The sequence below is a fragment of the Rhizobium sp. Pop5 genome, assembly GCF_024721175.1.
GTDB lineage: Bacteria > Pseudomonadota > Alphaproteobacteria > Rhizobiales > Rhizobiaceae > Rhizobium.
On the sequence record NZ_CP099399.1, the window covers coordinates 3,295,800 to 3,319,611 of the forward strand.

24 protein-coding genes are annotated in these 23,812 nt (G+C 61.9%); 9 read left to right on the top strand and 15 right to left on the bottom strand.

All coding sequences use genetic code 11. The features are described 5' to 3' along the window. Position 1 precedes the first annotated feature (1 nt). The 12 genes from NE852_RS18490 to NE852_RS18545 all read right to left on the bottom strand — a co-directional run bounded on the left by NE852_RS18490 (position 2) and on the right by NE852_RS18545 (position 14,132). Positions 2-1,105 carry a MotA/TolQ/ExbB proton channel family protein gene (locus NE852_RS18490; RefSeq protein WP_008533114.1) on the bottom strand — a complete coding sequence of 368 codons (1,104 nt, stop codon included), beginning with the start codon at positions 1,103-1,105 and terminating at the stop codon, positions 2-4. Between the two features lie 112 nt (positions 1,106-1,217). Beyond that, positions 1,218-2,018, bottom strand: coding sequence for an inositol monophosphatase family protein (locus tag NE852_RS18495; protein WP_008533115.1), 801 nt, complete (start codon positions 2,016-2,018; stop codon positions 1,218-1,220). Between the two features lie 194 nt (positions 2,019-2,212). Further along, a complete protein-coding gene (locus NE852_RS18500; RefSeq protein WP_008533116.1) occupies positions 2,213-3,310 on the bottom strand; it encodes a chemotaxis response regulator protein-glutamate methylesterase in 1,098 nt (365 codons plus the stop codon). Positions 3,311-3,417: 107 nt separating this feature from the next. Beyond that, positions 3,418-4,272: a protein-glutamate O-methyltransferase CheR gene (locus NE852_RS18505; RefSeq protein WP_258155918.1), complete on the bottom strand. Its 855-nt coding sequence runs from the start codon at positions 4,270-4,272 to the stop codon at positions 3,418-3,420. A 30-nt stretch (positions 4,273-4,302) separates the two neighbouring features. Then, the gene (locus NE852_RS18510) at positions 4,303-4,785 is read right to left on the bottom strand and encodes a chemotaxis protein CheW (protein ID WP_008533121.1); all 483 of its coding nucleotides are present in this window, start codon (positions 4,783-4,785) and stop codon (positions 4,303-4,305) included. Further along, a complete protein-coding gene (locus NE852_RS18515) occupies positions 4,782-6,599 on the bottom strand; it encodes a methyl-accepting chemotaxis protein (protein WP_008533122.1) in 1,818 nt (605 codons plus the stop codon). Before NE852_RS18515 ends, NE852_RS18510 begins: the two co-directional genes overlap by 4 nt. A 190-nt stretch (positions 6,600-6,789) precedes the next feature. After that, entirely contained in the window at positions 6,790-8,847 is a 2,058-nt protein-coding gene (locus NE852_RS18520; RefSeq protein WP_008533124.1) for a methyl-accepting chemotaxis protein, read from the bottom strand. A 301-nt stretch (positions 8,848-9,148) separates the two neighbouring features. Further along, a complete protein-coding gene (locus NE852_RS18525) occupies positions 9,149-10,855 on the bottom strand; it encodes a methyl-accepting chemotaxis protein (RefSeq protein WP_008533125.1) in 1,707 nt (568 codons plus the stop codon). Positions 10,856-10,886: 31 nt separating this feature from the next. After that, the gene (locus NE852_RS18530) at positions 10,887-11,396 is read right to left on the bottom strand and encodes a chemotaxis protein CheW (RefSeq protein ID WP_008533126.1); all 510 of its coding nucleotides are present in this window, start codon (positions 11,394-11,396) and stop codon (positions 10,887-10,889) included. Continuing rightward, positions 11,393-13,441, bottom strand: coding sequence for a chemotaxis protein CheA (locus NE852_RS18535; RefSeq protein ID WP_008533127.1), 2,049 nt, complete (start codon positions 13,439-13,441; stop codon positions 11,393-11,395). Before NE852_RS18535 ends, NE852_RS18530 begins: the two co-directional genes overlap by 4 nt. After that, positions 13,438-13,806 (bottom strand): response regulator, encoded by a 369-nt coding sequence (locus tag NE852_RS18540; RefSeq protein ID WP_008533128.1) that lies wholly within the window; start codon positions 13,804-13,806, stop codon positions 13,438-13,440. The genes NE852_RS18535 and NE852_RS18540 overlap by 4 nt, the downstream gene beginning before the upstream one ends. After that, positions 13,803-14,132, bottom strand: a complete 330-nt coding sequence (locus NE852_RS18545; protein WP_037174430.1) for an STAS domain-containing protein — start codon at positions 14,130-14,132, stop codon at positions 13,803-13,805. The genes NE852_RS18540 and NE852_RS18545 overlap by 4 nt, the downstream gene beginning before the upstream one ends. Positions 14,133-14,472: 340 nt before the next feature. Here NE852_RS18545 and NE852_RS18550 point away from each other — a divergent pair, with 340 nt between their 5' ends. Next, a complete protein-coding gene (locus tag NE852_RS18550; RefSeq protein WP_258155919.1) occupies positions 14,473-16,218 on the top strand; it encodes a chemotaxis protein in 1,746 nt (581 codons plus the stop codon). A 52-nt stretch (positions 16,219-16,270) separates the two neighbouring features. On the opposite strand, the gene NE852_RS18555 is transcribed toward NE852_RS18550, so the two are convergent. Then, entirely contained in the window at positions 16,271-17,353 is a 1,083-nt protein-coding gene (locus NE852_RS18555) for a tetratricopeptide repeat protein (RefSeq protein WP_037174439.1), read from the bottom strand. A gap of 10 nt (positions 17,354-17,363) precedes the next feature. Continuing rightward, positions 17,364-18,017 carry a thiamine phosphate synthase gene (locus tag NE852_RS18560; RefSeq protein WP_258155920.1) on the bottom strand — a complete coding sequence of 218 codons (654 nt, stop codon included), beginning with the start codon at positions 18,015-18,017 and terminating at the stop codon, positions 17,364-17,366. Positions 18,018-18,124: 107 nt separating this feature from the next. Between NE852_RS18560 and NE852_RS18565 the strand changes: the two genes are divergently transcribed. Then, entirely contained in the window at positions 18,125-18,889 is a 765-nt protein-coding gene (locus NE852_RS18565) for a sulfite exporter TauE/SafE family protein (RefSeq protein WP_008533137.1), read from the top strand. A 70-nt stretch (positions 18,890-18,959) separates the two neighbouring features. Beyond that, positions 18,960-19,220: a helix-turn-helix transcriptional regulator gene (locus tag NE852_RS18570; protein ID WP_008533138.1), complete on the top strand. Its 261-nt coding sequence runs from the start codon at positions 18,960-18,962 to the stop codon at positions 19,218-19,220. A 201-nt stretch (positions 19,221-19,421) separates the two neighbouring features. Here NE852_RS18570 and NE852_RS18575 read toward each other — a convergent pair whose 3' ends face one another. Then, entirely contained in the window at positions 19,422-19,595 is a 174-nt protein-coding gene (locus tag NE852_RS18575) for a YdcH family protein (protein WP_008533139.1), read from the bottom strand. A gap of 228 nt (positions 19,596-19,823) precedes the next feature. On the opposite strand from NE852_RS18575, the gene NE852_RS18580 reads away from it, so the two are divergent. The 6 genes from NE852_RS18580 (at position 19,824) to NE852_RS18605 (ending at position 23,801) form a co-directional block, all read left to right on the top strand. After that, positions 19,824-20,027, top strand: coding sequence for a YdcH family protein (locus NE852_RS18580; RefSeq protein WP_008533140.1), 204 nt, complete (start codon positions 19,824-19,826; stop codon positions 20,025-20,027). 17 nt (positions 20,028-20,044) lie between these two features. Further along, on the top strand, positions 20,045-20,539 hold the full coding sequence (gene purE, locus NE852_RS18585) for a 5-(carboxyamino)imidazole ribonucleotide mutase (protein ID WP_258155921.1): 495 nt from the start codon (positions 20,045-20,047) through the stop codon (positions 20,537-20,539). Next, positions 20,536-21,612, top strand: coding sequence for a 5-(carboxyamino)imidazole ribonucleotide synthase (locus tag NE852_RS18590; RefSeq protein ID WP_008533143.1), 1,077 nt, complete (start codon positions 20,536-20,538; stop codon positions 21,610-21,612). Before purE ends, NE852_RS18590 begins: the two co-directional genes overlap by 4 nt. A gap of 165 nt (positions 21,613-21,777) precedes the next feature. Beyond that, positions 21,778-21,903 carry a type B 50S ribosomal protein L36 gene (gene ykgO, locus NE852_RS18595; protein ID WP_003582204.1) on the top strand — a complete coding sequence of 42 codons (126 nt, stop codon included), beginning with the start codon at positions 21,778-21,780 and terminating at the stop codon, positions 21,901-21,903. Between the two features lie 111 nt (positions 21,904-22,014). Then, positions 22,015-22,629, top strand: a complete 615-nt coding sequence (locus NE852_RS18600) for a tetratricopeptide repeat protein (RefSeq protein ID WP_008533144.1) — start codon at positions 22,015-22,017, stop codon at positions 22,627-22,629. A 116-nt stretch (positions 22,630-22,745) separates the two neighbouring features. Beyond that, positions 22,746-23,801: an alpha/beta fold hydrolase gene (locus NE852_RS18605; protein ID WP_258155922.1), complete on the top strand. Its 1,056-nt coding sequence runs from the start codon at positions 22,746-22,748 to the stop codon at positions 23,799-23,801. The last annotated feature ends 11 nt before the right edge of the window (positions 23,802-23,812 follow it).

Below are 23,812 nucleotides of genomic sequence, written 5' to 3' on the forward strand. Positions count from 1 at the left end.
CTTACTTGCCCTCGCTCTTCTCTGTCTGGCTCGACCGATCGCGCGCGCGCTCGGTCCTGTCGCCACCGCGCTCCTGCAGGCCGATGCGTTCGGCCAGCCGATCAAGCGTGCGGCGCATCGCCTTCGCCTCGTCCTGCTGCGCCTCGATCCAGTCGCGCAGCATCTGCTGCTCGTTGCGCATGTTCTTGACGAGACCCTGAATGCCTTCGGCAAGGCTCGCCATCGCAGCGACCGAACGCTGGCTGCCGACGCCGCCCTCTTCGGAGACCTTACGCAGATAGTCGGAAAGCGCCCGCATGTCTTCCGAGGAAGCGCCGGACACGGCCTCGAAAGCGGGTGCAAGATCGGAGCCGACATCGGTGACGGAGGAGAGCCAGTTTTCCAGCTCCATATAGAAGCGGTTCTGAGCGCGGCCGGCCTGAAGGTCGAGGAAGCCGAGAATGAGCGAACCGGAAAGGCCGAGCAGCGAGGATGAAAAGGCCTGGCCCATCCCCGAAAGCGGCGTGGAAAGCCCTTCCTTCAGCGCCGAGAGCACGTCGCCCGTGCCGTTCGAGCTGGCATCGAGCGACTGGATGACGGTGCTGATCGAACCGATCGTGCCGATGAGACCCCAGAAGGTGCCGAGCAGGCCGAGGAAGACCAGGAGGCCGATCAGGTAGCGCGAAACGTCGCGCGATTCGTCGAGGCGGGTGGCGATCGAATCGAGGATCGAGCGCAACGCCGTGGTCGACAGTGCCACCGAACTCTTGCGGCTGCCGATCAGCGCCCGCATCGGCGCAAGCAGCCGGGGATTGCGGTTGACCTTGTCGGCGTTGCCAGCGGCGCGGAAGGAATTGAACCAGCGCACTTCGGGGCGAAGCGCCAGCACATGATTGAAAACAAGGATGATTCCGACGGCGAGAACGCCGAGAATCAGGCCGTTGAGGCCTGGATTGTGCATGAAGGCGGTCTGTGTCTGCCGGAAAAGGATGGCGGCAATGAAACCGACGATGACGAGGAAAAGCAGCATCGTCCAGAGGAAAGGCATCGGACTCGAAAGCCTGTGGGCATAGCCGCCCGTCGTCTTTTCGGTGGAGCCGATCTCCGCCACATTCACATTTTCCATAGGTTCAGCAGCCTCCGAACTCATTGCTGGCGGAGACTAGAGCAACATTGTGCCGAATTGAAGTATGCCGGGGCGAAAACCGTGAGTTTACAACAGGCGGATTTTCACCCGGTCACTTGGCGGGGATCGGCCGCTTGATGACCTCGATCAACGCCTTCTGGATGGCTTCGTTGCCGGCGACGATCGCGCCGCTCTCCAGAATGGCCGTCCCGCCGTCCCAGTCGGTGGCAAAACCGCCGGCTTCGCGGATGAGCAGGATGCCGGCCGCCATGTCCCAGGGCGCAAGCTCCGCTTCCCAGAAACCGTCGAAACGACCGGCAGCGACATAGGCGAGATCGAGCGTCGGCGAACCGAGACGGCGGATGCCTGCCACTTCGCCCATCACATGTCGAAGCTCGACCAGGAATTTACCGTGGTTGCGTTTGCCAAGCGCCGGCACGCCGCAGCCGATGACGCAATCCGAGAGCACACGGCGCGCGGCGACGCGCAGGCGCCGGTCGTTGAGGAAGGCGCCGCCGCCACGCTCGGCGGTATAAAGTTCGTCGGTTGCCGGATTGAAGACGACGGCGGCGACGATCTCGCCATTGCGTTCGAGCGCGATGGAGACGGCGAAAGCCGGGATGCCGTGCAGGAAGTTCGTCGTGCCATCGAGCGGGTCGACGATCCAGCGATGCGCGCCGTCCGTGCCCTTGATCTCTTCGCTTTCCTCGCCGAGGAAACCATAGGTCGGACGAGCCTTCATCAGCTCTTCGCGAACAATCTTCTCGGCCTTGCGGTCGGCGGTGGAAACGAAATCGCCCGGTCCCTTCACGGAAACCTGCAGGTTCTGCACTTCGCCGAAATCACGCCCCAGCGATTTTCCTGCCTTGAGGGCAGCCTGAACCATGACATTGAGAAGAGCTGAACGGGCCATCTGCGCATTTTCCTTGGGACTGATACGGGATGCGCGCTGCCAGGGCGGGAAATGTCCCTGAACATGCAGACAGGCAGCGCTGCAAAGATTGGCGGCCTCAAGACCACAAAATCACGGAAATTTCAAGGGGAGGCGCGCATGGCTGCCCTGCAGCTGCGGAAATCGCTCCCTTTGCCGACCGGTTGGAGCCGATCTCAGAATTTCTGCTGTGTCATCAACACTTCGCGGGCGATCTGATCGAGCGGCAGGACACGGTCGACGCCACCTTTGGCGATCGCCTCCTTCGGCATGCCGAAAACAACGGAACTCGCCTCGTCCTGGGCCACGGTGTAGGCGCCGGTCTCATGCATTTCCAGCATGCCGCGCGCGCCGTCGTCTCCCATGCCGGTCATGATGATGCCCATCGCGTTCGATCCGGCCGAACGCGCGGCCGAACGGAAGAGCACATCGACGGAAGGCCGGTGGCGGGAGACCAGCGGTCCGGTCTTCACGCTCACATAGTAGCGCGCGCCCTGTCGTTCGAGCAGCATGTGCTTGTCGCCAGGCGCGATCAGCACGTGACCGCGCAGCACCGGGTCGCCATCGGCGGCCTCCTTGACCTCGACCTCGCAGAGCCCGTTCAGGCGCTTCGCGAAGGCGGCGGTGAATTTCTCCGGCATATGCTGGACGATCACCACACCAGGCGCATTGGCCGGCAGTTCCTCCAGGAATTCGCGCAGTGCCTCGGTGCCGCCGGTGGAGGCCCCGACGCAGACGACCATCTCCGTCGTCTTCGCCATCGCCCGTCCCGTCGGCGGCGGCAGCATCGCGTCCGCCGTCAGCTTCTTGGCCGGCCCCTCGGCGGAAGCGGAACGAATGGTGCCGGCGGCGCGGCGCACGGTGGAAAGCCGCGCATATGAGGCGCTCTTGACGACTTCGCGAATGCGTATGGCATCGTCGGCCAGGCTGTCGGCGGCGCCGATCTTCGATTTCAGAATGACGTCGACGGCGCCGGCCTCCAGCGCCTGCAGCAACGTTTCCGAACCCGCCTCCGTCAGCGACGAGCACATCACGACGGGGATCGGCCGCTGCGACATCAGCTTGCGAAGGAAGGTGATGCCGTCCATCCGCGGCATCTCCACATCGAGCGTGATGACATCGGGGATTTCTTCCTGCAGCTTCCGCGCCGCCACGAAGGGATCGGATGCGACCCCCATGATCTCGATATCGGGATCCTGCTCCAGCACATGGCTCAACGTCTGGCGGATGCTGGCGGAATCGTCGATGATGAGAACGCGGATTTTCTTACGCATGGATGCCTCTGGAGCAATTCCAACAAAAGCGTGTAACGGCTTTGCTGGAATTGCGTGAAAACGAAGAGATAGAGCATTTCCGCGATTAGGACAAAAGCGGGAATACTCTAGATACGCTGAAACACCGTGTTCGAAACCTGTTTCAGCGGCAGGTCGAAGCCGGTGATCGACTCGGAATGGCCGATGAACATGTAGCCGCCCTTCGCCAGGCAATTGCAGAGACGGTTGAGCACGCCGGCCTGGGTTTGCTTGTCGAAGTAGATCAGCACGTTGCGGCAGAAGATGATGTTCATCAAGTCGCCGACCGGGTATTTATCGTCCATCAGGTTCATTCGGGCAAATCCCACCCTGCTGCGCAGCTTCGGCGTGATACGCACCTCCTTCCGGCCCGGCTGCTTGGCGACCAGCACGTATTTGCGCTGCAGGTCGCGCGGCACCGGCGCGATCATGTCTTCCGGATAAATGCCCCGGCGCGCCGTCTGCAGCACGTCGGTGGAAAGATCGGTGGCAAGCACGCTGTAGGAGACGTCGTTACGGCCTTCGGCAAATTCCGCCAGCACCATCGCCATCGTGTAGGGTTCCGCCCCCGTCGAGCAGGCCGAACTCCAGGTGCGGATGGTGCGCACGCCGCTGCTGGCGATCGTCGGCAACGCCACGGTCTGCAGGTAGTCGAAATGCTTGGCTTCCCGGAAGAAGTCGGTCTTGTTTGTCGTCACCACGTCGATGAGGTAGACGGTTTCCTGGGCCAGACCATCGTGGTTGAACAGGAAGTCGCAATAGTCGTCGAAGGTCGAATGATTGGTCGCGCGAAGGCGACGTCTCAACCGCCCTTCGAGCATCGTCAGCTTGGTCGGCGGCATCTTGATGCCGCTATAGTCGTAGATGAACCGGGCAAGCATGTCGAAATTGCGCTTGCTGATCCGGTCGCCGGGCAATTGGCTTTCCACCGCTGCCATACTCATAGAACGCAGTACTCCGGGGTTGGCGCGGCGTCAGGCCGCCGATTGCAGTGCCGAGGCGTCCTCGCGCGACAGCAGTCGTGCAAGATCGATGATGACGACGAAACCGTTCTCGCGGCGGACGACGCCGGCGATATAGTCCGAGCGCCAACGCACGCCGATATCGGGCGCCGCCTCGATCTGGTCACGCCGGAAGGGCGTGACCTCGAAGACGCGATCGGCAACGAGGCCGAGGGTGAGCAGCCGGCTTTCCATCGGCACGTCAAGGACGAGCACCCGCGTGTGCGGCGTCGGCACGGTCTTCGTCATGCCGAGCTTCAATCGAAGATCGATCGTCGGCACACCCTGTCCGCGCACATCGCGCAGGCCGAGCAGATAGTCGGGACCATTCGGAATCTTGAAGGCTTCCGCATAGTCGAGAATTTCCCGCACCACCTCAACCGGCACGGCGAAAATTTCGTCGCCGAGGCTGAAGGTCACGAATTGTGCTTCCAGAGATGTCGTGGCCATGATCATGCACTTTCCTTGAATTCGGCGTCCCCGTCATCGGGACCGCCCATGGAGAGATCGAGAGCGAAACCTTTCACCCGCGCCTGCTGGCCGGCGACACTGTTGGCGGCCGGTTTCTTGGCCGCGGGCTTGCGCGCGGCGGCCGGAGCCGGGCTGCGCACCGTCATCCTGGCCACCGGTGCGCGCTCGCGACGCCCGCCTGCCGTATCGACCTTGAAGAAGGCGATCGACGTCTGCAGTTCTTCTGCTTGGGAAGCGAGCTCTTCGGAAGTCGCGGACATCTGCTCGGAAGCGCCGGCATTCTGCTGCGTCACCTTGTCGAGCTGCTGGATCGCCTCGTTGATCTGGGCAGCCCCGATATCCTGCTCGCGGCAGGCAGCGCTGATCTCGGAAACTAGCTCCGCCGTCTTGCGGATGTCAGGCACCAGGCGGCCAAGCATTTCCCCGGCTTCCTGAGCAGCCTTGACCGTGTCACTCGACATCGAGCCGATTTCGGCGGCTGCCGACTGGCTGCGTTCGGCAAGCTTGCGCACTTCCGAGGCGACCACCGCAAAACCCTTGCCGTGCTCGCCGGCACGTGCTGCTTCCACAGCCGCATTGAGAGCCAGCAAATCGGTCTGACGGGCGATTTCCTGGACGATGCCGATCTTCTCGGCGATGGTCCGCATCGCCTGCACCGCCCGCGTCACCGCGTCGCCACTGGCTTCCGCATCCTTGGCCGACTGACGGGCGATCTTCTCCGTCTGGGCGGCGTTATCGGCATTCTGCTTGATGTTCGCTGCCATCTCCTCCATCGAGGCGGAGGCCTCTTCGGCGGAGGCGGCCTGCTCGCTGGCGCCCTGCGACACCTGCTCGGAACTTGCGGAAAGCTCCTGACTGCCGGCCGAAACATTTTCAGCAGCCGAGATCGCGTCGGCGACGACGCCGCGCAGGCGCTCGACCATCTGCTCGAGCGCAAGCCCCAGCGTATCCTTTTCCGAGAGCGGCTTCGGAGACACCATCAGGTCGCCGTTGGAGATCTGGTTGGCGATGCTGGCGGTATTGCGCAGATTCGCGGTCATCCGGCTCATCGAAACGACGAGATCGCGGATTTCGTCATTGCTCTTATGCTCGATGTTCTGTTCGAGGTCGCCGATGCTGACGGCATCGGCAAGGCTGACGGCGCGCTTCAGGCCACGGGAGATATTGAGCAGGATCCAGATGGCAGCCGCCGACGAGACGACGATCAGGCCGACCGTCATCATCAAAAGCATGTTGCGCGATTGCGCATACTGGTCGTTGGTGGCTGCATCCGTTTCGGCGACGTTGCCGGTCACAGTGTCGTTCAGCTTGGCGAGAATGCCGAGAAGCTGGGTTGTCACCTGCTGGCCTTCGCCCATCGAGATGACGCCGGCCTGCGCGTTGGATTCCGTCGTGTTCTGCTTTGCGAGATCGGCAATATGATCCTGCAGCGCCGTCCATTTGCCGTAGAGATCGCCGAACTGCGCCATTGCCCGCTTGATCTCCGGATCGTCGGAGGTGGAAAGCCGGCCATGGAGCGTCTTGATGAGGTCGCGCTGCTGCGAGATCTCATCGACATAGCCGCCGATCTTGCTGGCATCGGTATTGATGATCGCGTCCTTTTCGGCGCGGATGGAACGCATCACGGCATCGGAGAGATCACCGGAATCGCGCAGATTGGCGACCGGACCGGCGACCATGATCGAAATGTCGCTGTTCAGCGACGAGAGATTGTAGATCGAAAGACCTGCCATGGCGCAGGTCAGGAGAACGATGAAACTGAACACCAGGCTCAGTTTGAGTTTGATCGTAAAGCGCATTTCTAACACCCCTCTAGATGCTGTGGATATCCTGCGAATTTCAAATTGCGCAGTGGCGAAGACGCTTCATGCGTTCCCGGTTCTGCCATCATCCTCCGGCGCATCCATGCGGCGGTCTTATTCGGGAGCTGGTCCTGCCCCCCGTTCTGCACTGTGGGAAGAGCGCCCACGCGCTCTCCCCCCGGGAGAACTACGCGCTCTCCCGGAACTCATCGTCTGACGTGTCGGGACCGCCCATCGACATGTCGAGAGCAAACCCCTTCGCTCGAGCCTGTTGGCCGGCGACGCTATTGGCGGGAGCCGTCTTGCCGGCAGGCTTGCGCCCCCCGGCCGGGCTTCGCGTGGTCATCTTGACGGGCGCAGCGCGGCCCTGGCGACCGCTCGCCGCCGCCTTGCCGTTGTCCGCCATCTCGACCTTGAAGAAAGCGATCGAGGCCTGCAGCTCTTCCGCCTGGGCGGCGAGCTCTTCGGAGGTCGCGGACATCTGCTCGGAGGCGCCGGCATTCTGCTGCGTCACCTTGTCGAGCTGCTGGATCGCCTCATTGATCTGCATCGCGCCGACGTCCTGCTCACGGCAGGCGGCGCTGATCTCGGAGACCAGTTCCGCCGTCTTGCGGATGTCGGGCACCAACCGGCCGAGCATGTCGCCGGCTTCCTGAGCGGCGATCACGGTATCGCTCGACATGGCGCTGATTTCGGCGGCTGCCGACTGGCTGCGTTCGGCAAGCTTGCGTACTTCCGATGCCACCACCGCAAAGCCCTTGCCGTGTTCACCCGCACGAGCGGCCTCGACGGCGGCATTGAGAGCCAAGAGGTCGGTCTGACGGGCGATCTCCTGAACGATGCCGATCTTCTGGGCGATCGTGCGCATGGCGTCGACGGCGCGGGCAACTGCGCTTCCGCTCATCTCCGCATCCTTGGCGGATTGACGGGCGATCTTCTCGGTCTGGGCGGCGTTGTCGGCGTTCTGCTTGATGTTCGCTGCCATCTCTTCCATCGAGGCGGAAGCCTCTTCGGCAGAAGCCGCCTGTTCGCTGGCGCCCTGCGAAACCTGTTCCGAGCTGGCAGACAGTTCCTGGCTGCCGGCCGAGACACTTTCGGCGGCGGTAATCGCATCGGCGACGACATCGCGCAGGCGTGCGACCATCTGCTCGAGCGCAAGGCCGAGCGTATCCTTGGGCGAGAGCGGCTTGGGGGACACCATCAAATCGCCGTTCGCGATCTGTGTGGCGATCTCGGCGGTGACACGGAGATTGGTAACCATGCTCTGCATGGCGGTGCCGAGCGTATCCTTGGCCGAGAGCGGCTTCACCTCGACGGAAAGGTCGCCTTCGGCGATCTGGCTGGCGACATTGGCTGTGGCGCGCAGATTGTTGACCATGCCGAGCATGGCGATGCCGAGCGTATCCTTGTCGGAAAGCGGTTTCGGCGTGACGCTGAGGTCGCCGTTCGAGATTTCGTTTGCGATCTCCGCGGTGTTGCGGAGATTGTCGGTCATGACGTTGATCGTGTTCACAAGATCCTTGATCTCGTCATTGCTCCTGATCTCGACCTTCTGGTTCAGATCGCCGATGGCAACGGCGCTTGCAACGTTCATGATCTTGCGCAGACCGCTGTTGACGCCGAGCGCGATCCAAAGCGCGGCAGCGAAAGCGATGAGGGACGCGCCGATTGCGATGCCGATCAGCATGTTCTTCGTGGAACTGTAGAGAGCGTCGTTGTCGGCATCAGCTCTCGCCATCGCCTTCTGCTGAAGCGCGACAAGCGTCTCGAAAACGTCTTCCAGTTCCATGACCAGGGCGCGAACCTCTCCGGACGAAAGGGCGGCGGCGCCTGTCCTATCGCCGCTCTGCTGCAGGGAGGCGACCTTGTTTGAGTCTTCAGTGAAACGTTTGGCGAGCTCCACCAGCCGGTCCCAGGTAGGCTTGCCCTCGGCAGTTGCAAGCTGCTGGCCGCCCGTCGCAAAGGTGAGCATTTCTTCCATGCTCTTCGCCGAGTTCTGGTAGTCCTTCGTGACCACTTCGGGGTTCATTTCCAGAAGGGCATTCTTCTGCCAGCGAACGGCATTGAGCTCTGCAGCCTTGGCCTCCAGAGCCAGTTCCAATCTTTTTGCAGGCCCCGAAACAAGATTGCCGAGGGCGTCGTTCAGCGAGCCGAGGCTGAGGATTCCGTAAGCCGCGCTACCCACCAGCAATAGTATGACAAAACCAAATGCGGCAGCGAGTTTAAGTTTAATCGTAATACGCATCTCAATATTCCCCTACGAGAGCGAAGCAATAAATGTGAACCGGAACACGCGGCATCATGCAGCAACGAAATTCCGACCGGCAAAACATGCCGAGTCAGGAGACGCTCCCGTCCACGGAACGTCGAACTTTAAAGTGATGTGTCTGAAAGGGGGGAAGCGACTACATTCACTTCCCGGCGGCCGGACATCTATCGGTCGCAGCACCAACGCTTACACACGTTGGGATATTTCCGCCTCGGGCCGCCGGAGCGGCCCGAGGGATCATATGAGGGCGGGCGCTCGGGCGCCCAGCCGGGGAGCGCTATGCGCTCTCCCTGAAGTCGTCGTCGCCGGCATCAGGACCGCCCATCGACATGTCGAGAGCAAAGCCCTTGAGGCGCTGCTGCTGAGCTGAAACGGTCTGGCCGCGACCCTGTCCGTATGCCTGCGGGGTGGGGTTGCGGGCAGCAACCGCCGCTTTCGCCTTTGACGAGCCTTTCGGCTGCGTCCTCTGGACACCGGTGCGAACGCTGCCTGCCGTATCGACCTTGAAGAAGGCGATCGACGTCTGCAGTTCTTCCGCTTGGGAAGCAAGCTCTTCGGAAGTCGCCGACATTTGCTCGGAGGCGCCGGCATTCTGCTGCGTCACCTTGTCGAGCTGCTGGATCGCCTCGTTGATCTGCGAGGCGCCGATATCCTGCTCGCGGCAGGCGGCGCTGATCTCTGCGACCAGTTCCGCCGTCTTGCGGATGTCCGGCACCAGGCGGCCGAGCATCTCGCCGGCATCGGCCGCGGCCTTGACCGTGTCACCCGACATCGCACTGATTTCGGCTGCGGCCGACTGGCTGCGTTCGGCAAGCTTGCGCACTTCCGAGGCGACCACCGCAAAACCCTTGCCGTGCTCACCGGCGCGCGCGGCTTCCACGGCGGCGTTGAGGGCGAGAAGATCGGTCTGCCGCGCGATTTCCTGAACGATACTGATCTTCTGCGCGATCGTGCGCATCGCATCGACCGCGCGTGTCACTGCTTCGCCGCTGGCTTCCGCATCCTTGGCCGATTGGCGGGCGATCTTCTCTGTCTGGGCAGCATTGTCGGCATTCTGCTTGATGTTGGCGGCCATCTCCTCCATCGAGGCGGAGGCTTCTTCTGCGGAAGCGGCCTGTTCAGTCGCGCCCTGCGACACCTGCTCGGAACTTGCCGAAAGCTGCTGGCTGCCGGAAGAGACGTTTTCGGCGGCCGACAGGGCGTCGGCGACAACGCCGCGCAGGCGCTCGATCATGATGTTGACGTTGCCCAGAAGTTCGCCGATTTCGTCGTGGCCGGTGATTTCGGCCATCTTCGTCAGATCGCCTTCGGCCACTTCGCGAACCACGGTGTTGGCACGGCCGAGGCCCTTGCTGATCGTGCTGGCGATCCAGAAAGCGGTGATGGCGGCAATCACCAGAGCAACGGTAGCGACGGCGATCATTGTCATCCGGGTTGTTGTGTACTGCACGTCCGCATTATCGTCAGCTGCCCTCATTCGCTGCTTTTCAAGCGCCAGAATTTCGGCGAGTGTCGCGTCAATGCCATTGGCGGCGGCACGCGCAGCAGTGATCGAGACGGTGTTTGCCCCCTCCGCATTGCCGGCCTTCATATATTCCCGGATCTGGTCGTCGGCTGTATTGAAAGCATTGGAAAATTCGGCGATGCGTGCCCAGCGCGCCTTGCCTTCTTCCGTTGCAAGCGCCTGTACCTGATTGAAGGCCTCGCTGAATTCCTTACGGGCCAGATTGCCCTTTTCGATCGCCCCTGCCGTTTCCTCGTCTGTGCGGGCGGTGAGCAGGTTCTTCTGCTGGCGGATGGCCTGGAGCTGCGCGATGTCGATCTGTTGCGCAAGGTCGAGGCGGGCCGCCGGACCGGCAAGAAGATTGCCGATCGTGTCGTTCAGCGATCCAAGGCTGAGTATACCGTAAGCGGCGGTGCCCAAAAGCATGAGGATGATGAAGGTGAACGCGGTCACCAGTTTTGTCTTGATTGTCAATCGCATCGGTTTAACCCCAATTTGAACCCATCCGGTGTCAGTTGACGGCACCCGCCGCATTGCGCGATGAAAAGATCGCCTGCAGGTTCGGGAGAATGATGAACTCCCCGCCCCTCTTCACCAGGCAGTTGATGTAATCGGCTCGCCAGCGCATGCCGACGCTGGGCGGCGCCTCGCTCGCCGTCTTTGCCAGCGTCGTCACCTCGTTCACCTTGTCGGTCCTGAGGCCGACGAGCGTCTGCTCGCCCTGCAGATCGATCTCGATGACGATGATCCGGCTGTCGATCGTGGCTTCCGCCGCCTCCATCCCGAAGGCGAGACGCAGGTCGGCGAGCGGAATGACCTTGCCGCGGAAATTGATGACGCTTGCGACGAAGGGCTGGCTGCCCGGCACCGCGGTTTCCGGAAGCAGGTCCAGGATTTCCTGGACGATGACCGCTTCCAGCGCGAAGGTCTCGCCGTTGAGATCGAAGGTCAGCACCTCGACCTCCTCGGCATAGCTCCAGTGATTGTCGAACCGTTCGGCCGTTGCTGCTGTTGCACTCATCCTGCTACCCGCAATTGCGCCTCCTGTTGCTGACCCGCGGCAACCAGGTGCCCGACGTCGAGAATGAGAGCGACGCTGCCGTCGCCGAGAATGGTCGCACCCGAGAAGGTCGCCACATCGTTGTGCAGTTTCGACATCGACTTGATGACCGTCTGGTGGTCGCCGATGATCTGGTCGACGACGAGGCCGACGCGCTCCGTGCCGGTCGAGATCACTACGACCTTCTGGTGAACGTCAGGTTTTGTGCCGGTGCGGAAGAGATCGCGCAGGCGCAGGAATGGCACCAGGCTGTCGCGCAGCGAGATGAAGCTGCGGCCTCGCGAGCGGAGATCTTCCTCGAGCGACAGTTCGAGGCACTCCTCGACCGCCGAGAGCGGAATGACGTAGCGGCCGGAGCCGACGCGCACCAGCAGGCCGTCGATGATAGCAAGCGTCAGCGGGATGCGCAGCGACACTTCCGAACCCTGACCGGGCACGCTGACGATATCGATCGCGCCGCGGAGCGCTTCGACCGTCTTCTTGACGACGTCCATGCCGACGCCGCGGCCGGACAGATTGGTGATCGCCGCCGCCGTCGAAAAGCCCGGCGCGAAGATCAGCTGCAAGAGCTCGGAGTCGGAAAGCGGCTGACCGGGATGAATGAGACCGGAGGATTCAGCTTTGGCACGAACCCGTTCGCGATTGATGCCCCGGCCGTCGTCCTTGATCGAGATGATCACCTCGCCGCCGGCCTGGCGGGCCGAAAGTGTCACCGTACCGGCTTCGGTCTTGCCGGCGGCAAGGCGGTCAGCGGGCGTCTCGAGACCGTGATCGATCGAGTTGCGCACCAGATGCACCAGCGGATCGGCCAGGCGCTCGATGACCGTCTTGTCGACTTCGGTGGTCTCGCCCTCGGTCACCAGCTCGATCACCTTGCCGGTCTCGCGGGCGAGATCGTGGACAAGGCGGCGGAAGCGAGAGAAGAGGGTTGCGACCGGCACCATGCGCAGCACCATCATCGTGTCGCGCAACTCGCCGGAAAGGCGTTCGATTTCTTCCGAGACGGAGCGCAGCGCGATATCGGTGCTGGCGCTGGCGAGCTGGCTGAGGCGCGATTGTGCGATGACGAGCTCGCCGACGCGGTCCATCAGTTCGTCCAGGCGTTCGGCCGGGACGCGCACGTTCTCGGCAGCCTTTGCCTGGCTGGCGGCAGCGGGCGCTTCGCGTTTGGCGGGAACCGCTTCGACGGGACGGAATTCAGGCACGGCGGCCGCCTGAACAGGGGCCGGCGATGCTGCGGCGACGGGCGCAGATGCCGGCTTTGCGGCGACGGGTGCGGCGGTCGCCGCAGCACCGTCGATCTCCTCGACGCTGAGCTCCATGTCGTCGAGCACGAAGATGAAGACATCGTCAATCGCCGAACGATCCTGCTCGCTGGTCAGCGTCACATCCCAGGAAACGTAGAGTTCCGTCGGAGTGAGTTCATCGAGAGGCGGAATGGCTGACGTGTTGGCGCGCACTGTGCATTCGCCGAGATCTCGCAACTCGTCCAGCAGGCCCAGCGGATTGGTGCCGTTCGCCATCGAATTGGCTGGCAGGCTGAAGCGGATGCGCCAGCTGTTCTTCTTTTTCGCCGGAACCTCGCGCACCGTCGCGGGAACAGCGGCAGCCGCTGCGGCGGGTGCCGCAGCCTTGCCGCCGACCGCAGCCTGCAGCTGCGCCAGAAGCTTTTGTCCGGCGTCGCCGTGATCGGCGTCCGGCTGGTCGACCAGGGCACGCATATGGTCCTGTGCCGCGAGGACGGCGGCGACGAGTTCGCTGGTCGCCGCGACCTCACCCTTGCGGACGCGGTCGAAGGCCGTTTCGCAATGATGAGTGAAGGCGGCGAGCGCCTCGAAGCCGAACATCGCACCCGAACCCTTGAGGGTATGGAGCCCGCGGAAGACGGCGTCGACGAGATCCTTGTTGTCGAGATCGTGGGTGAGATCGAGAAGACCCGCCTCGATCGCTTCGAGGCATTCGGCAGCTTCCATGCGGAATACGGCAACGGGATCGAGGGTGCTCATCTTCCTAAGACCTTTTTCACGATCTTCACGAGATTCTCGGGGTCGAATGGCTTGGTGAGCCAACCCGTCGCGCCGGCGGCTTTGGCGCGAGCCTTGAGGTCGGCGTCCGATTCCGTCGTCAGGAAGATGATCGGGACGCCTGCCTGCGCCGGCAGCTTGCGCAGTTCCTCGATCATCGTCAGCCCGTCCATGACAGGCATGTTGAGATCGGTCACGATCAGATCGAAGCTGCTGCCCTTGGCTGCCGCGAGGCCCTCTGCCCCATTGACCGCCTCGGTGACGCTGTAACCTGCATTGGTCAGCGTGACCTTGGTGGTCAGGCGAATGCTGGCGGAATCGTCAACGGTCAGGATATTTGCACTCATAACGTCACCTCTTTATGCAACCAGAACTTTTCGTCTTCTTGATCGAAGGAATTGATGAAACCTGCACGTTCAAGTACCTTCAGGACCGAGCCGCTGGCTGGCGAAGAAAGCTTGAACGTCTTTCCCTTGGCTTTTGCTTGACGTCGCGTGGATTCGATGAGTTGAACGAAACTCAAATCTGCTTCCGCACCTTCGGGAATGCTGATGATGATTGTATCGCGGCTATGAAATTCATCGGAGAGCTTGGAGTACAATTCGGACGCATGACGAATACCCAGCACATCCGGCAAATTTATAGATTCGTAATATTGTTTAGGAGCATCCAATGCAGCCTCCTGGGCCAGAGAAATACTTGATGGCCTTTAAAGGACTCTCACGGCAGCGTTAATGGCGGGTAAACAGCGGTTGTATGAAACGGCTGTATAGCGCATCCCGCGACTCCCATTTCTCATCCAGGAAAAGTTGTATTTTTCTCTCAGAATTCAAAAATAAAGCGAGAGAAAACAGCAAGTTAGATAATAATCGCCAGCTATGCAGCTTACGGCGACAAACCCCAACATCTTTCATTAATCACAACGCAGGCGAGTCTGGCGCGTTTACCGGTCGTTTCCATCCTGCCCGTAAAAATAGAGTCAAATTGCCTGTGTTTTAAGAAAAGGTATAAAATTGGCACACGCTGAGGTAACGTCACACGCTGCAGCCTATACGTCGGGGCGAGACATTAGCCAGACCCTGGAATCTGCCCGCGCCCAAGTCGAGGAACGTTTCCTCGAAGGCGGCACGGTGCTGCTGTCGGTGATGGACGTCCTCAACCGTCTGTTGAACTCGCTTGAGAGCGTTACCAAGGCGCTCGACAACGGGGAGTCGAGTGACACCAGTGCCGATCTCCGCGCCACGGTCGAGAGCCTGACGGCGCTGCCGGTCACCGAGGAAAACCGCCAGCAGGCGCTCGTCTCGCTGGCGCAGACCGGAAGGGATCTGCGCAAGCATGTCGCCGACATGCAGGAGACGATGCGTTATCTCAGAACCTTCGCCGTGACCGTCAAGATCACCGGCGCCGGGCTTGCCGAATTTGCCGGCTTCGCCCAGGAGATCCTCGAGCGCATTTATTCCGGCACCGATGAGGTCAACCGTTTCGCCGCTCATCTCGACAGCCTCGAAAAGGAGGTCAAACTTGCCGCCTCCTTGGGCGCCAGCGTTTCGAGAGGTTATGCCGATACCGTCCCGGCCGTCGCGGCGGCGCTGCGTAACGATGCCGCAAAAATCACCGAGCACCGCAAGGACCTCGGCGTCATCGCCCGCGAGGTCGGCGCGATCGCCCGCGGCGTCCAGAGCAAGGTCGCCTCGACATTGTCGGCCCTGCAGATCGGCGATATCACCCGCCAGCGCATCGAGCATGTGCAGGCCACCTTTTCGCTGCTCGAGGATTTCCTTTCCGGCGAGGACGGCGCCCGGCTCGACGCAAGCGCGCGCCAGCGCCTACAGAACATCGTTCATCATCTGACGGCAGCGCAGATGAGCGAGATGTGCGTCGATTTCCAGCGGGATTCGGAAAGCGTCGTCAAGACGATCGCAAGTTTCGACCACGACACGAGAGAGATTCTCAAGCTGCGCGATCAGATGAGCGGCGAGAATGGTGAGGCCGGCGGCAACTTCATGCGCGCGCTGGAATCCAGCGTTTCGGCCGCCCACGAAATCGTCAAGCAGGTCGATACGGCAAGCCGGCAGGCCGACCAGGTGAGCCAGTCGACAATCGGTACGGCCGCCAAGCTCTTCGAGGCGATCGGCAACATCCGCGCCGTCAAGACCGACATCCATTATATGGCGTTGAACACCAACCTGCGCTGTAGCCGCCTCGGCGAAGAGGGCAAGTCGATCAACGTCGTCACCGCCGAGCTGCGTATCTTCGCCGGCAAGCTCGATGATTCCGCCGATGCGATCGTCAACGGCCTGCCCGCGCTCGAAGCCGCGGCCGGTCGCGTGGCCCCGGCGACCGACGCCGGAGCCGGTGGCATGGGGGAGAGCCTGACGTCGGCCGTCGGCAATATCCGCTCCGCCGCCAAGGTCATGGAAAATGAGCTGAAGGTGCTCGCCGAAAGTGGCCGCGAAGTCGCCACCAAGATCAACCTGCTGATCGGCAAACTCGATTTCCAGCGTGATCTCGGCGACGTGCTCGCCCGCTGCGCCAATATGCTCGAAGGCGTCGCCGGTGCCGAGATTGCCGATGTCTCCGATCTCGCCGAGACGATCGCACCGCTCGACCGCAAGATCTTCAAGCTCTACACGATGGTTCAGGAGCGCAATACGCATCGCGATATCATTCCGGCGAGTGACGAGAGCACCGCCGCGCCCGCCGAAACCGCCAAAATCGAAAACGACGACGAAGACCTTTTCGCCGATGCGCTTTTCTGATCTTTGTCGCGGCAAGCGAGCCTCTGCCCGCCGTCAGAGGCGAGCGCAGCGGCTATCGCCGCCGGAACTTGTTGGCCGCATCGATCGCAGCCTTCTGCTGATTGTCTTCTATGCCGAGATAGAAATCCTCGAGGGACGGATCGGCGAGTCCGGCCCGGCGCGACAGCACGTACCATTTCGCCGCCTCGACCGGATTTGGCGGCGTGCCGATAGCGTTGATGTAGAGATGGGCGAGCTTGTTCTGCGCGACGACATTGCCGCCATTGGCGGCAAGTTTCAGCCATTCGAAACCCTTCACGTAGTCCTTCGGTCCGCCGACGCCGTTGACGAGCCAGATGCCGAGATCGAGCTGGGCCGTATCGAAGCCGGCGCGCGCGGCGCGCACCATCCATTCGCGGGCAAGCTGCTTCTTTTCCTCCGGCAGGTCCTTCAGCGATGCATAGATCTGCGCAACGGCATATTGCGAATCCGCAACGCCCTGCTCGGCCGATTTCTCGTAGAAGGGAAGCGCGAGCTTCAGCCCCTTTTCGCCGGGATTGTCGGCGACGAGAATCTGCGCCCAGTTGAATTCCGCTGAGGAATTGCCGGCTTCGGCCGCCTTATGCATGTAGTCGTCGGCCTTGGCCTTGTCGCGCGGGACGCCCTCGCCCTCCATCAGCATCAGCGCATATTTAAACATTGCCGCCGCATCGCCGCCCTCGGCTGCCTTGCCGTACCAGAAGGCGGCGTTCTTCACATCCTTTTTCACCCCAAGGCCCTGCGAAAGGATTTCGCCGATCAGCGTCTGCGCCGCCGGATCGCCGAGCTGGGCGCGCGGCAGCGCCTTGTCCATCGCGCTCAGATAATAGCCGCGCTGATAGGCGCCATAGGCCTCGTCGATCGGCCCCTTGTAATCCTTCTCCGGCGGCAGGTCGGGTAGCTTCGCTCCCATGCGATCGAATACGCCGACACCATCGGAGGGTTTCACGTCTTTGTCGCCAAGCCGGTCGGTGCGGAAGGTCGCAGCCGGCGCCGTGCCGGGCTGGCTGATGACGCTGTCGGGCGCCTGTGCCTGGGCAATATCCGGCTCGGCCGCGATGGAGACGGCCAGGCTGGCGAGGAAATATTTCAAGAGACGGGCGGGCGGGATCGGCATGAGCGCGATTTCAATCCTCAAACCGTGGCGCTTTTTCGTCAAGCATCGCATTGACATCGGCGACGACCGAGGGGGCACGGCCGGGCTCGCCGAAGACCGCCAGCCGCAGCGCCACGAACTCGGCGCCGGTCTCGGCAACCGCAAGCGCCGAGGCCGGATCGGTGCCGCCCATGACGATGCAGGGAATCTCGATCATCGAGGCCCACCATTCGCCGAGCGCAAGGTTCTTTGGATGCGCCTCAGGTTTGATATCGCCGTCGAGCTTGCCGAAGAAGATGTAGTCCGGCCTGACTTCGCCGATCTCCAGCGCATGATGCCGGTCGGCCGCATTACCGCCGCCGACGATCAGCTTCGGTGCGTGCTTGTCGATCGCTTCCGACAGCGCCTCCGCGTTTCCGGAAAGGTGCAGGCCGTCGGCCTTGGCCCGCCCCGCGACGCGGCTGTCGCCGGCAATCAGCGCCGCGGCACCCGCATCCTGGATCAGCGGCACCAGCTTCTCGGCATGTTTCTGGAAGGTGCCGTCGTCGAGCCCGTATTGCGGCAGGATCACCGAGGCGACGTCGCCGCCTTTCAGGGCGTCGGCGATGATCTTTGCCTGCTCGTCGGCATCGGCGATATCGGGTGCGATGAGCACAAGGCGGCAGCGGTTTTCCGGTTCGGTCATGGGGTCTTTCCGTTTCCTGCGAATTCCTCCTCGAAATGGCGGATCCGCACTCGTTTTGTGTGAGTAGTTCCGTTAGAGGAGGCTTGCAAGGGGAGGACGTCGAAAGCATGCCGCAGGACTTATCATTCTATTACGCTGCCGTACCTGCCGTTCTGCTGGTGGGTCTTGCCAAAGGCGGCATGGGCGACGCTTTGTCGCTGATCGGTTTGCCCTTCCTCGCCCTTGTCGTCTCGCCGGTCGAGGCGGCGGCGATCCTGCTGCCGATCCTGGTCTTCATGGACATAATTTCTCTCGTCGTCTGGCGCGGGCATGGCGACTGGGCCACGCTAAAAATCATGCTGCCAGGCGCGATCTTCGGCATCGGGCTCGGCTGGGCGACCTCGGCGATCGTTCCGGGCAATATGCTGCGTATCGTCATCGGAGCGGTGACCATCCTCTTCTGCCTGCGCTATTTCTGGAACAATTTCGGCCCCGGCGCCGGCAAGGTGATTCCGCCGCGCGGCCAGCGGCCGGTGGCGGCCGGTCTCTGGGGCACGTTCTCCGGCTACGGCAGCTTCGTCGCCCATGCCGGCGGCGCCCCCTTCCAGATCTATGCGTTGCCGCTCAAACTGCAGCCGCGCGAATATACCGGCACCAGCGTGCGCTTTTTCGCGATCCTCAACGCCATCAAGCTGATCCCCTATTTCGCGCTCGGCCAGCTCGACACGCACAATCTTGCGACCTCGGCAACGCTTCTGCCCTTCGCGCCTCTCGCTACCCTTGCCGGCGCCTGGTGCGTGCGGCGCATGAGGCCGGAGATCTTCTATCCCTTCATGTATGCCATGGCACTGATCGCCGCCTTCCTGATCGTGCGTGAGGGCCTAAGCGGCTGATAAAGGCCACCCTACGCTGCAACGCACAATTTCCTTGCCGGAACGGCCGGTTTGACGTAGCTTTCCCGGCATGTCGAACACGGACCCTTTCTCTGCGATTGCCGATCCGAACCGGCGGTTTCTGCTGGAAGAATTGCGTCGCGCTCCAAGAACGGTCAACGAGCTCGCCGAAGGCCTGCCGATCAGCCGCCCCGCTGTCTCACAACACCTGAAGGCGCTGCTCGACAGCAACCTGGTCTCGGTGACCTCGGAAGGCACGAGGCGCATCTACACGGTCAACAACCGCGGCTTCGACAAGCTCAATCTATGGCTGGATCAATTCTGGGCCTGATGCGTGTTCCCGCCGTGGACACGATGCGGATCACGTGAACCCGCTTGAATATGCCCCATCGTGAAAGCGCCAGCCGCAATGCCTCAAGCATCGGACTGGCGCAAATCTGGTATGAGATCACCGGATCTTGCTGATTTCAGGCGGAATGGATGGATTTACCTCTTCTAACGCAAGATGATCCACCAGGATCTCTTGGGAGGATTAGTGGACGGATGACTTGAGACGCTGAATCTCGTCCTTGATGCGCAACTTGCGGCGCTTGCATTCGGCAATTTCGGTATCGGAGATCGAGGGAGCTGTTCTGAGCGCGTGCAACTCCTCCTCGAGTGCTACATGCTTCTTCTGGAGTGATTCAAGATGAGCTTCAACTGTCATTTGACCCTTCCTTCCTCTTACCTTTCCCCGGCCATCTTCGTCGGGGACCAAGGTGTCAACCGCCGGACTGTGACACATTTTTGAAGGCTTGTCGAAGGCCAAAAGATGAAGACTCGATGGCAAATTCATGATCAAGACTAACTAGCCGTTACCTGTATTTGGTGATAGGAGCTTGCGGAAATCATCGGCAGATCGGACAAGATCCGAGGACGATAACGGGGAATGCATATGGCCGATCAGGAACAGGCGGATATCAGGCTCATGGTGGCGCGTCTGCGCCAGGAGCACGAAGATTTCGACGCCGCGATCAATGCCATGATCCAGACGGGATGCGATGCCCTGCGGGTCCAGCGCATGAAGAAGAAGAAGCTCGTCATCAAGGACAAGCTCTCCAAGCTGGAAGATCAGATCATCCCTGACATCATCGCCTGAGAGGAATAGCCATAGAGATGACAGACAGACCACCCGTCGCCATCATCATGGGCAGCCAGTCCGACTGGGAGACCATGAAGAACGCCGCCGACACGCTGGAAGCGTTGGAGATCCCTTATGATGCGCGCATCATTTCGGCTCACCGCACACCCGACAGGCTGGTCAATTTTGCCAAAGGCGCGCGCGCGGAAGGTTTCAAGGTCATCATCGCCGGCGCCGGCGGCGCTGCGCATCTGCCCGGCATGGCCGCGTCGATGACGCCGCTGCCGGTCTTCGGCGTGCCGGTCCAGTCGAAAACCATGTCCGGGCAGGACAGCCTGCTTTCCATCGTACAGATGCCGGCGGGCATTCCTGTGGGAACGCTCGCCATCGGCAAGGCGGGCGCCGTCAACGCCGCCCTTCTCGCCGCCGCCGTGCTTGCCCTCTCCGACGAGGAGATCGCCGACCGGCTCGACGAATGGCGCGAACGCCAGAGTGCGGCCGTCGCCGAATACCCGATGGACGACCAATGAACGCAGCAACGATCGGCATTATCGGCGGCGGCCAGCTCGGCCGCATGCTGGCCATTGCCGCCGCCAGATTGAATTTCCGCACGATCATCCTCGAGCCGCAGGCCGACTGCCCCGCCGCCCAGCTCGCCAACCGGCAGATCGTCGCCGCCTATGACGATCCGGCGGCGCTTGCCGAACTCGCGGCCGCCTGCGATCTCGTCACCTACGAATTCGAGAACGTGCCCGTCGCAGCCGCCGAAACGCTTGCTGCGCAGGTCCCGGTCTATCCGCCCGCCAAAGCGCTGGAAGCTGCCCAGGACCGGCTCGTCGAAAAACGCTTCCTCAATGGCTGCGGCATATCAACCGCCCGCTTCCATGCGATCGACAGCCAGGCCGATCTCGAGGCGGCGCTCCAGGATTTCGGCGGCCAGGGCGTGCTGAAAACCCGTCGTCTCGGTTATGACGGCAAGGGACAGAAGGTTTTCCGATCGGCAGCCGACAGTCCTGACGGGGCCTATGCCGCGCTCGGCGCCGTGCCGCTGATCCTCGAAAGCTTCGTCGCCTTCAAGCGCGAGGTCTCGATCATAGCCGCGCGCGCGACCGACGGCACGGTCGTCTGTTTCGATCCTGCCGAGAATGTTCACCGCGACGGCATTCTCCACACTTCGACGGTCCCGGCCTCAATCCCGGCTGCGACGGCCGACGCCGCCCGCCAAGCGGCCGAAAAGATCCTCGCCGCCTTGAATTATGTCGGCGTCATCGGCATCGAATTCTTTGTGCTCGCAGACGGTAGCCTCATTGCCAACGAGATGGCTCCCCGCGTGCACAATTCCGGCCACTGGACGGAGGCTGCCTGCGTCGTCAGCCAGTTCGAACAGCATATCCGCGCCGTCGCCGGTCTGTCGCTCGGCAGTGGCGAGCGGCACTCGGACTGCGTCATGCAGAACCTGATCGGCGACGATATCCTTGCCGTTCCCGACTGGCTGCGGCGACCCGATACGCTGGTCCATCTCTACGGCAAGAGCGATTGGCGCCCCGGCCGCAAGATGGGCCATGTCACCACGGTGACGCCGAAATCGCCGATTTCCCGGTGAGAAAACGCGGCCAAGCCCCGGGAAAAACACCTTCATGCGGTTGACATACATAAGGTGACGGGGTATCTGCTCCCCCACCTAAAGAGCGCGCCCCGACGGCGCGCTTTTGATTGTTAAAGATACGGGCGAATGTGAATTCCCCCATAGAGATCGCGGATCAGAAAAATGAAGATCAAGAATTCGCTCAAGTCGCTCAAGGCTCGCCATCGTGACAACCGTCTGGTTCGCCGCAAGGGCCGCATCTACATCATCAATAAGCTGAACCCGCGCTACAAGGCTCGTCAGGGCTGATTTCGCGCGTCCGGATCGCCTTGCCGCGCGAGCTGCGCACGCAACCATATCCGGTGGGTCGCTACGGTGATCACGTCAAATTTGTTTGATCTTCGGCATTGGCGGGCTAATATGTCCGCCATGCGCTTTTTTGCTTTGACGTCTGCGGCACTGCCGCTCGCTCTGATCCTGCTCACCTCCGCCCTTCCGGCCGCCGCCGCGGAAAAGGACGTCATCGTCGAGCAGAAGAATGTCAACAGCTCGCCGAAACAGCGCCTCGACCAGCTCTTCAGCCAGCTGAAACGCGAGCGCGACCCCGACAAGGCCAGCGGCATCGCCAACGAAATCCGCATGGAATGGAACGATTCCGGCAGCGCCACGATCAATCTCTTGATGCAGTGGGCCGACAAGGCGATCGAGGAAAAACGCAATCCGGCCGCCCTCGACTTCCTCGACGAGGCAATCGCGCTGAAGCCGGATTATGCCGAGAGCTGGAATCGCCGCGCCACGCTGAATTTCATCATGGGCAACTATCGCAAGTCGATGTCCGACATCGAGCACGTGCTGGATCTTGAGCCGCGCCACTTCGGCGCGCTCTCCGGCATGGCGGCGATCCTCAGCAATGCTGGCAACGATCAGCTGGCCTTGAAGGCCTGGGAGCAGTTCCTCACCATCTATCCGGCCGAACGCACGGCGCAGGAACAGCTCAACACGCTGTCGGAAAAACTCGCCGGCAACCGCACCTGATCCTGGCTCGCCGATCTTGACGCGCCCTCGCCGAGCAATTCTCGAACGTCGGGCAAAACAGATGCAACGCTTCGCCCGCCCCGCAGGAACCGCCGCAATTTTCGTCCGTTGAGATCATGTTCGCAGAAGTTTCCGCCCTTCTCGCCCCGCTCGCCGCCGCCATCGGCTATTCCTTCTACAAGGCGCGGCAAATCGAACAGGCATATCCGAATATCGGCGAGCTGACAGATGTCGGCGGCTACCGCATGAACGCCGTCCACATCCCCCGTCCCGAAAATGCGGATCTGCCGGCGCTCGTCTTCATTCACGGCGCCAGCGGCAACCTGCTCGATCAGGTCGTTGCTTTCCGCGCAGCACTCGAGGGCCGGGCGGAAATGCTTTTCGTCGATCGCCCCGGCCACGGCTATTCCGAGCGCGGCGGCCCCGAGAACGCCGTCCCCTCCGGCCAGGCGGATGCGATCGCCCGGCTGATGGAAAAGCGCGGCATCGAGAAGGCGATCATTATCGGCCATTCCTTCGGCGGCGCGATAACCGCGGCCTTCGGCCTGCGCCATCCAGAAAAGACGGCTGGCCTGCTCTTTCTCGCACCCGCCACCCATCCCTGGCCGGGCGGCATCGACTGGTATTATCACGTGGCGACCACGCCTGTTATCGGCTGGCTCTTCAATCACGCAGTCGTCGTGCCGCTCGGGCTGCGCCGGCTGGAGCGCGGCACGCTGAACGTCTTCCGTCCCAATCCACGCCCTGCCGATTACATCGAAAAGACCGGTCCGTCGCTGGTGCTGCGACCCGACGCTTTCCACAACAATGCGGCCGATTTCAAAAGGCTGCTCGCCTATGTAAAGGAGCAGTCGACGCTCTATTCGCAGATCACCGCACCGACCGTCATCATAACAGGCGACAGCGACGAGATCGTCTGGGAACACCTGCATTCACGCGGCCTTGCCCGCGATATATCGGGATCTGAGCTCATCACCGTTGCCGGCGTCGGCCATAAGCCGGATTACCTCGCAACCGATGTCGCCATCGCCGCCATGGAAAAGATCGCCGGCAAGCCGCGCGACCTGCAGGCAATCGCTCGCAGGGCCGAGGAAAGGCTTGCCGCCGCATCAACCGATCGTTTGGCCGAAACCGCACCGTCGCTGGCGCCGAGCGCGCTGCACGGCACATGACTTCTCCGGCT

Bases quoted from the DNA above. Each gene is read 5' to 3' on its own strand.
- NE852_RS18525 (WP_008533125.1), bottom strand. From the start codon at position 10,855: ATGCGATTGACAATCAAGACAAAACTGGTGACCGCGTTCACCTTCATC.
- NE852_RS18515 (WP_008533122.1), bottom strand. From the start codon at position 6,599: ATGCGCTTTACGATCAAACTCAAACTGAGCCTGGTGTTCAGTTTCATC.
- NE852_RS18505 (WP_258155918.1), bottom strand. From the start codon at position 4,272: ATGAGTATGGCAGCGGTGGAAAGCCAATTGCCCGGCGACCGGATCAGC.
- NE852_RS18535 (WP_008533127.1), bottom strand. From the start codon at position 13,441: ATGAGCACCCTCGATCCCGTTGCCGTATTCCGCATGGAAGCTGCCGAA.
- NE852_RS18560 (WP_258155920.1), bottom strand. From the start codon at position 18,017: ATGACCGAACCGGAAAACCGCTGCCGCCTTGTGCTCATCGCACCCGAT.
- NE852_RS18580 (WP_008533140.1), top strand. From the start codon at position 19,824: ATGGCCGATCAGGAACAGGCGGATATCAGGCTCATGGTGGCGCGTCTG.
- NE852_RS18500 (WP_008533116.1), bottom strand. From the start codon at position 3,310: ATGCGTAAGAAAATCCGCGTTCTCATCATCGACGATTCCGCCAGCATC.
- NE852_RS18520 (WP_008533124.1), bottom strand. From the start codon at position 8,847: ATGCGTATTACGATTAAACTTAAACTCGCTGCCGCATTTGGTTTTGTC.
- NE852_RS18565 (WP_008533137.1), top strand. From the start codon at position 18,125: ATGCCGCAGGACTTATCATTCTATTACGCTGCCGTACCTGCCGTTCTG.
- NE852_RS18605 (WP_258155922.1), top strand. From the start codon at position 22,746: ATGTTCGCAGAAGTTTCCGCCCTTCTCGCCCCGCTCGCCGCCGCCATC.
- NE852_RS18510 (WP_008533121.1), bottom strand. From the start codon at position 4,785: ATGATCATGGCCACGACATCTCTGGAAGCACAATTCGTGACCTTCAGC.
- NE852_RS18570 (WP_008533138.1), top strand. From the start codon at position 18,960: ATGTCGAACACGGACCCTTTCTCTGCGATTGCCGATCCGAACCGGCGG.
- ykgO (WP_003582204.1), top strand. From the start codon at position 21,778: ATGAAGATCAAGAATTCGCTCAAGTCGCTCAAGGCTCGCCATCGTGAC.
- NE852_RS18555 (WP_037174439.1), bottom strand. From the start codon at position 17,353: ATGCCGATCCCGCCCGCCCGTCTCTTGAAATATTTCCTCGCCAGCCTG.
- purE (WP_258155921.1), top strand. From the start codon at position 20,045: ATGACAGACAGACCACCCGTCGCCATCATCATGGGCAGCCAGTCCGAC.
- NE852_RS18540 (WP_008533128.1), bottom strand. From the start codon at position 13,806: ATGAGTGCAAATATCCTGACCGTTGACGATTCCGCCAGCATTCGCCTG.
- NE852_RS18495 (WP_008533115.1), bottom strand. From the start codon at position 2,018: ATGGCCCGTTCAGCTCTTCTCAATGTCATGGTTCAGGCTGCCCTCAAG.
- NE852_RS18490 (WP_008533114.1), bottom strand. From the start codon at position 1,105: ATGGAAAATGTGAATGTGGCGGAGATCGGCTCCACCGAAAAGACGACG.
- NE852_RS18590 (WP_008533143.1), top strand. From the start codon at position 20,536: ATGAACGCAGCAACGATCGGCATTATCGGCGGCGGCCAGCTCGGCCGC.
- NE852_RS18600 (WP_008533144.1), top strand. From the start codon at position 22,015: ATGTCCGCCATGCGCTTTTTTGCTTTGACGTCTGCGGCACTGCCGCTC.
- NE852_RS18575 (WP_008533139.1), bottom strand. From the start codon at position 19,595: ATGACAGTTGAAGCTCATCTTGAATCACTCCAGAAGAAGCATGTAGCA.
- NE852_RS18530 (WP_008533126.1), bottom strand. From the start codon at position 11,396: ATGAGTGCAACAGCAGCAACGGCCGAACGGTTCGACAATCACTGGAGC.